Annotated in this window: 6 protein-coding genes; all 6 read right to left on the minus strand. The window is 54.5% G+C overall.

The features are described from left to right. Positions 1-253: 253 nt before the first annotated feature. Positions 254-1129 carry a protease modulator HflC gene (hflC, locus tag VOI14_RS15545; RefSeq protein ID WP_323752953.1) on the minus strand — a complete coding sequence of 292 codons (876 nt, stop codon included), beginning with the start codon at positions 1127-1129 and terminating at the stop codon, positions 254-256. A gap of 3 nt (positions 1130-1132) precedes the next feature. Next, entirely contained in the window at positions 1133-2317 is a 1185-nt protein-coding gene (gene hflK, locus VOI14_RS15550) for an FtsH protease activity modulator HflK (RefSeq protein WP_323752954.1), read from the minus strand. A gap of 78 nt (positions 2318-2395) precedes the next feature. Next, on the minus strand, positions 2396-3697 hold the full coding sequence (gene hflX, locus VOI14_RS15555) for a ribosome rescue GTPase HflX (protein ID WP_323752958.1): 1302 nt from the start codon (positions 3695-3697) through the stop codon (positions 2396-2398). A gap of 90 nt (positions 3698-3787) precedes the next feature. Continuing rightward, on the minus strand, positions 3788-4039 hold the full coding sequence (gene hfq / locus VOI14_RS15560; protein ID WP_323752955.1) for an RNA chaperone Hfq: 252 nt from the start codon (positions 4037-4039) through the stop codon (positions 3788-3790). A 33-nt stretch (positions 4040-4072) separates the two neighbouring features. Next, positions 4073-5110, minus strand: coding sequence for a tRNA (adenosine(37)-N6)-dimethylallyltransferase MiaA (miaA, locus tag VOI14_RS15565; protein ID WP_323752956.1), 1038 nt, complete (start codon positions 5108-5110; stop codon positions 4073-4075). Positions 5111-5115: 5 nt separating this feature from the next. Beyond that, the coding region (gene mutL / locus VOI14_RS15570; protein WP_323752957.1) for a DNA mismatch repair endonuclease MutL at positions 5116-6992 on the minus strand (1877 nt) is incomplete at its 5' end.

Raw genomic sequence — 6992 nt, forward strand, 5'->3', positions numbered from 1 at the left:
GACTCGATCCGTCCGGCCAGCGGAGGAAGAATGTCTTCAACTCCATCTGGCAGTAACCAGCGATCAGATACTGTCATGAGATTCTGTTGTCCGTTTTTCCGTCACCGGCTCAGGTGCCGGGGGGAATGACTCAGGGTTCAGGATGTCCGGGCGAAGAAATGCCCAAACCAAACCGGAAGGATTCTACACTCTTGGCAGACACAAAAAAACCGGAACACTTACGTATTCCGGTTTTCCACCCGAGCCAACTGGTTTAGTTAGCTCCGGCTGGGTCCTTCAAGAACTTCATGAAGGCACTGTTGGAGTCGATGACCATGATGTCATCCTTGCCGGCAAAGGTTTTCTCGTAAGCCTGCAAGCTCCGGTAAAAGCTATAAAACTCTTCATTGCTGCCGTACGCTTCGGCATAAATCCGAGCGGCCTCACCATCACCTTCACCACGGGTCATTTCCGCTTCGGCAAAGGCATTTGCCAAGGTTACAGTTTGCTGACGATCGGCATCAGCACGGATACCTTCCGCCAATTCCAAACCACGGGAACGAAATTCCTGTGCCAGCTTGTGACGCTCGGTCGCCATCCGGCGATAAACGTTTTCACTGACGGCACCCGGAAATTCGATCGCCTTAACCCGAATATCGAGGATTTCGATACCGAACTCTTTAACCGCCGTTTCGTTGGCACGGTCTCTCAGTGCGTGCATCAACTCGTCACGCTGACCGGAAACCACTTCGTGCATGGTACGGACACCAAATTCATCACGCAGGCCGTTATCGACCCGAGACAGAATCAGCGTTTCCGCCCGGCGCTCATCGCCACCGGTGGCGCGATAGAACTGATCAACGTCACGAATTTTCCACGCCACATAGGAATCCACATCCAGCGGCTTTTTCTCGATGGTGAGGTACTGACGTGAAGGGAGATCCATGGTCAGCACACGGATATCGAACTCACGAATCTGATCAATAACCGGAACTTTGAAATGAATACCGGCCTGGATATCGGTTTGAACCAACTCACCAAAACGGAGTTTCACACCGCGATGTGTCTCAGGAATGATGAATACGCTAGACAGCACGAGCAGGACGACGATAAGAGTGCCTGCAAGGCCCAATACACCTTTAGGTCCCATAACTTATCTACTCCTCCGGGTGTTTCCATCCTGACGGGCGCGTAACTCTTGCAAAACCTGATCGGTCAGCGCCTGAACATCGACTTCCTGATTACCTGATTGAGACGACCGGGAACCTGAGCCCGACATGCGCCCCTGAGTCAGCCTATCCAACGGCAGGTACATCATGTTGCCGCTACTTTCCGCATCCACAAAGATCTTGCTGCTATTACCCAAAACCTGCTCAAGGGATTGAATATACATCCGCTCACGAGTGACCACCGGCGCCTGCTCGTACACAGCCAACAGCTGGTTGAAACGTGAGGTTTCACCGCGAGCCCGTTCAATCACTTCAGCTTTGTAAGCATTCGCTTCTTCGATCAAACGCTGAGCCTGACCTCGTGCTTCCGGAACAATCTTGTTGCGGTAGGTCTCGGCCTCTTCTTTCGCGCGCTGCTCGTCTTCACGGGCCCGCTGAACTTCACGGAACGCGTCTTGCACGGCCGCAGGGGGCTGCGTACTTTCCACGTTCACCCGAACGATTTCCAGACCCGTGCCGTATTCCTTCAGGAAGCTTTGCAGACGCTGTTCAACGCGAACAGCCAGTTCCGCACGCCCTTCAGTCAATACGTCATCCAGCGAAGAACTGCCCACTTCGTGACGCAGAGCACTGTCGGTCGCAAAAGCCAAAGCCTGATTTGAGTCACGCACGTTCAGAACGTATGCCCTCGCGTCTCCAACCCGATACTGAACCTGAAGATCCACGGTTACCAGATTCTCGTCCTGAGTCAGCATCTGCCCACTAGAACGGGCGGAGCGAACGTTGGTTACGCGGACTTTCGTTATGGAATCGATCAACGGCACCTTGAAGCGCAGACCGGGACTTTCGGTACGACTGTACTCACCGAAGCGCAGTACAACCGCTCGTTCCTGTTCGTCTACGGTGTAGAACGACTGGTACAAGACATAACCGAACGCCAAAATGGCGGCAATCGCCAAAATAGCGCCAAAGCCACTGTTGCTGCTTCCAGAGCCGGAGCTGCCGTTATTGCCAGAGCCGCCTTTGCCGCCCAACATACGATTCAGCTTATCGAGCCCTTTCTTCAGCGCCTCGTCCAGATCTGGCGGTCCTTGATCATTGCCGCGACGACCACCGGTTCCCCAAGGATCATTGTCGTTACGGTTACCACCCGGTTCATTCCAGGCCATAATACTCTCCGTTCGTGTTTATTCGAATGGCTGCAAATACTAGGGATTTATAAAGCCCCCGGCAATAGGCGGCCTGATTCACAACGCTCTGTCTTCCAGCCGAACCTCGTTTTCGCTCACACCTGCCCGACTGAGCAACTGCGACCAATCGCGGTTCTGCAACCGAACCTCTACTACGGTATCACCATCTTCCCGGTACTCTTCGCTCAACACGGAACCGGCCTCATGCAGTAAGGCGCGCAACTTCCCATCTGCCGGCCCCAGCAACACAAAATGATGAACCACGTCTTCTGCAAGACGCTCTACAATGGCATCAAAGAGCAAATCCATGCCTGCTCCGGATATCGCCGACACCCACACTCTGACCGGAATACCGTCTTCATTACGGTCAATTCGGGCTGCAAAGTCATCCAGAAGGTCTATCTTGTTGAAAACCTGCAACTGGGGTACTTCATCGGCACCAATCTCCAGCAGCACGTTCTCGACTTGTTCGATGTTTTCATCACGGCGTTCATCATGACAATCAATGATGTGCAGTAGCAACGATGCCTGCCGAGTTTCTTCCAGAGTCGCACGAAAGGATTCCACCAATTTGTGCGGCAAATGGCGAATGAAGCCTACCGTATCTGCAACTACGACCGAGCCGATGTCCGGAAGTTCCAGCTTGCGAAGCGTTGGGTCCAGAGTCGCAAACAGCTGGTCCGCCGCATAAACCGTCGCCGTGGTGACCTTATTGAACAAAGTCGACTTTCCGGCGTTGGTGTATCCCACCAACGACAAGGTAGGAACGTCAGCGCGCTTACGAGCCCGTCGCCCCTGATCCCGTTGCTTACGGACCTTCTCCAACCGTTTATGAATCGACTTGATGCGCTCACGCAGCAAACGTCGGTCAGTTTCCAGCTGGGTTTCACCAGGACCGCGCAGGCCGATACCACCTTTCTGGCGCTCAAGGTGCGTCCAACCACGAACTAACCGGGTAGACATATGCTCGAGCTGCGCCAGTTCCACCTGCAGTTTACCCTCATGGGTACGGGCACGCTGGGCGAAAATATCGAGGATGACACCGGTTCGGTCCAACACCCGGCACTTAAGCTCACCTTCGATATTTCGTTCCTGGCTTGGGCTCAATGCGTGATTAAACAACACCACATCGGCTTCGCTGGCGACAATCGCATCGCGAATTTCTTCAAGTTTACCTTCGCCCACAAACAACCGAGGACTGGGTTGCTTACGCGTGCCAGTCACCATATCCACCGGTTCGACACCTGCTGAGGTTACCAGCTCATGAAACTCACCCGGGTCTTCAGAACCATCATGGGCGGTGAATTCGATGTGTACGAGAACCGCCCGTTCTCCAACGTCAGGACGTTCAAACAAAATATTATCAACTCCATAAAAACAAACACCCGCGGCCAGCTCAGCTCAAAGGCTGCCCTGCACCGCGGGTGTCAGAACCGGAAACACCGGATTTTAATCTTCAGCTTCTTCCTCTCCGGCCGGATTGGCCTGCGGCAGACGTACATTACGGGCAGGTACAACCGTGGAGATAGCGTGCTTGTACACCATCTGACTAACGGTATTTTTCAGCAAGATTACGAACTGATCGAAAGACTCGATCTGGCCCTGAAGCTTGATGCCGTTAACCAAGAAGATAGAAACGGGAATGCGTTCCTTGCGCAAAGCATTGAGGTAAGGGTCTTGTAAGGAATGCCCTTTTGACATGAGTATTCTCCTGTTAGAGGTAGGTGCAGATCGTCAATTTGCAGAGTTAAATGTGGTGTGTAGACCTGATTTTTTCAAGGTTTCGAGCACCACTTGTAAGTTATTGCTATCCAGCCACTGTACATCCGGCCATTTTCGTAACCAGGTAAGCTGACGTTTCGCCAACTGGCGAGTCGCGGCCATACCCTTGTTCAAATAGGTTTCATGATCACACTCACCGGACAGATACTCCCATGCCTGGCGGTAGCCGACGCAACGCATGGAGGGCAATTCAAGATTGAGATCACCCCGCTCCATCAGGTGCCGGACTTCATCGAGAAACCCTGCGTCTTGCATCGCCAGAAAGCGCACACGAATCCTTTCGTGAAGGACCTCGCGCTCTGTCGGAGCGAGCGCAAACTGGAAAACAGTATACGGCAGGTCAGCACTTTCGTCTGCCTGCCACTTGGTGAAATAGGTGTAATCCTTAATATCAGAGGTTGTTTGCTCTGAGGCGACTCCTGAGCTGGCCTGCCAGTATGCCGAAATGGGCTGCCCGGTTAATCGAATAACCTCAATCGCTCGCATCAGACGCTGTCGGTTGTTGGGATGGATAATGTCCGCGGCAACCGGGTCTTTGGCGAGCAACTCGTCGTACAACGCCGGCCACCCCCGCGCCTCAGCATCTTGTTCGATCTGGGCCCTCAGCTCCGGATCGGCCGATGGCAAGCTCGACATACCGTTCAACAACGCTTTGAAATACATCATGGTGCCACCGACCAACAGCGGAATTCGCCCGCGCTCGGTGATCTCGGCCATTTCCGCCAAGGCATCTCGAACAAAGTCTGCGGCTGAATAGGTGTCGGCGGGATCACAAATATCGATCAGCCGATGAGGTGCTCTCGCCAACTCTTCCGCCGTTGGTTTGGCGGTCCCGATATTCATGCCTCGGTAGATCATGGCTGAATCCACACTGATGATCTCGCACGGCAACTGCTCACACAGGGCCATGGCCATATCCGTTTTACCCGAAGCCGTAGGCCCCATCAGGAATATAGCTGGGGGAAACGCAGCCTGTTGCTCGCCTGCCATTGTGTTTAGCGCCCCCTCAGGAACAATTTATCCAATTCAGACAAAGTCATCAGCGTCCAGGTGGGACGACCGTGATTGCATTGACCGCTGCGCTCAGTCGCTTCCATATCCCTCAGCAGCGAATTCATTTCTGGAATGGTCAACTGCCGGTTCGCCCGCACGGAACCGTGACAAGCCATAGTACCGAGCAGTTCGTGGGTCACCGCTTCAACCCGGTCGCTTTGGCCGTTCTGAATCAGGTCAGCCAGTACATCACGCACCAACTGTTCAGTATCTGCTCCGCGTAACAATGCAGGGATCTGCCGTACCGCCAGCGTTTCGGGACCAATCCGTTCTATTTGCAGCCCCAGTTGCTGCAACTCATCACCATGACTTTCCGCCAACGCGGCTTCTTTCTGACTGACCGCCAGTGAAACCGGCACCAACAGCGGCTGACTTTTCAGGTCTTGCTCCACCAAAGCCCGCTTCATGCGCTCGTAAGTAATCCTTTCGTGGGCCGCGTGCATATCGACCACAATCATGCCGGTTCGGCTTTGAGCAAGGATGTATATGCCATGAAGCTGTGCAATGGCATAACCGAGCGGTGGCTCGTCTTCACCATCTTGTGGCGGCGTGGGCACTGGCTGACTCTCGAACGGATCAGGACGCGATGTTTCCGTCACGCCACCACCGGCGTTGAGGGAATTGTAAAACGCCATTTGATCGCTGGCTTTCCAGTCTTGCTGAGGCTGAGGGGGCACGGAATGGCCAAACCCACCGTTATAAGCGGGTGATTGAGCGGGTGCAGCACCTTGTGAAGCGGCGTAAGCAGCCGGATTAGCGCTCGGTTGAGCCGCGTCTGGCTCTCGGCTCAACGCTTGTGCTTCGGCGCCCCTGAAATGGTCCGCCGGGCGCACGTCGGCCAAGGCTCTGTGCAACGTGCGGAAGATAAAGTCATGAACCAGCCGGCCATCGCGGAACCTTACTTCGTGCTTGGTCGGGTGAACATTGACATCCACGGTGGCCGGATCAACCTCGAGATACAGCACAAACGCGGGATGACGATTATTGTAGAGCACGTCCCGGTAGGCCTGGCGCACCGCGTGGGCCACCAATTTATCGCGAATAACCCGACCGTTAACGAAGAAATACTGTAGGTCGGCCTGACTGCGGGAGAATGTCGGCAGCGCCACCCACCCCCACAAGCGCAAGCCGCTGGCTTCAGCCTCAATAACCACCGCATTATCAATAAACTGCTGACCACAGAGCGAGCTGATCCGCCGCTCTTTATCGATGTTCGATTCAGCCGGCCTCAAGCTTTGAATCACGCGCTGGTTATGGCGCAGAGTAAAGCCAGCATCAAACCGACTGAGAGCCTGCCGACGAATGGATTCATCGACGTGATTGAATTCCGTTTTTTCCGTGCGCAGGAACTTGCGGCGTGCAGGGGTATTGAAAAACAGGTCACGCACTTCAACGGTGGTGCCAACGGGATGCGCGGCCGGCGAGATTTTCGCATCCATATCCCGACCTTCTACTTCGACCCGGGCAGCGGCTTCCTGATCGGCCGTTCGGGAAGTCAACGAGAGACGAGATACGGAACTGATGCTGGCCAGCGCTTCACCCCGGAACCCCAAGGTGCCTACGGCCTCGAGATCATCCAACGTCAGAATTTTGCTGGTTGCATGCCGACTAAGAGCCAGCGGAAGATCATTTTCAGCGATGCCAGAGCCGTCATCCCGGACCCGGATCAGTTTTACGCCGCCTTGCTCCAGCTCAATATCAACCCGGCTGGCGCCGGCATCCAGAGCGTTTTCCACCAGTTCTTTAACAACAGACGCGGGACGCTCCACCACTTCACCGGCGGCTATCTGGTTTGCAAGCCGGGGCGAGAGCAATTGAA

It is taken from the genome of Marinobacter sp. (assembly GCF_034669625.1).
In the GTDB taxonomy this organism is placed as follows: Bacteria; Pseudomonadota; Gammaproteobacteria; order Pseudomonadales; family Oleiphilaceae; genus Marinobacter.

Excerpts from the sequence above, each read along its gene's own strand:
- hflC (WP_323752953.1), bottom strand. The coding sequence starts at position 1,129 with ATGGGACCTAAAGGTGTATTGGGCCTTGCAGGCACTCTTATCGTCGTC.
- hflK (WP_323752954.1), bottom strand. The coding sequence starts at position 2,317 with ATGGCCTGGAATGAACCGGGTGGTAACCGTAACGACAATGATCCTTGG.
- hfq (WP_323752955.1), bottom strand. The coding sequence starts at position 4,039 with ATGTCAAAAGGGCATTCCTTACAAGACCCTTACCTCAATGCTTTGCGC.
- miaA (WP_323752956.1), bottom strand. The coding sequence starts at position 5,110 with ATGGCAGGCGAGCAACAGGCTGCGTTTCCCCCAGCTATATTCCTGATG.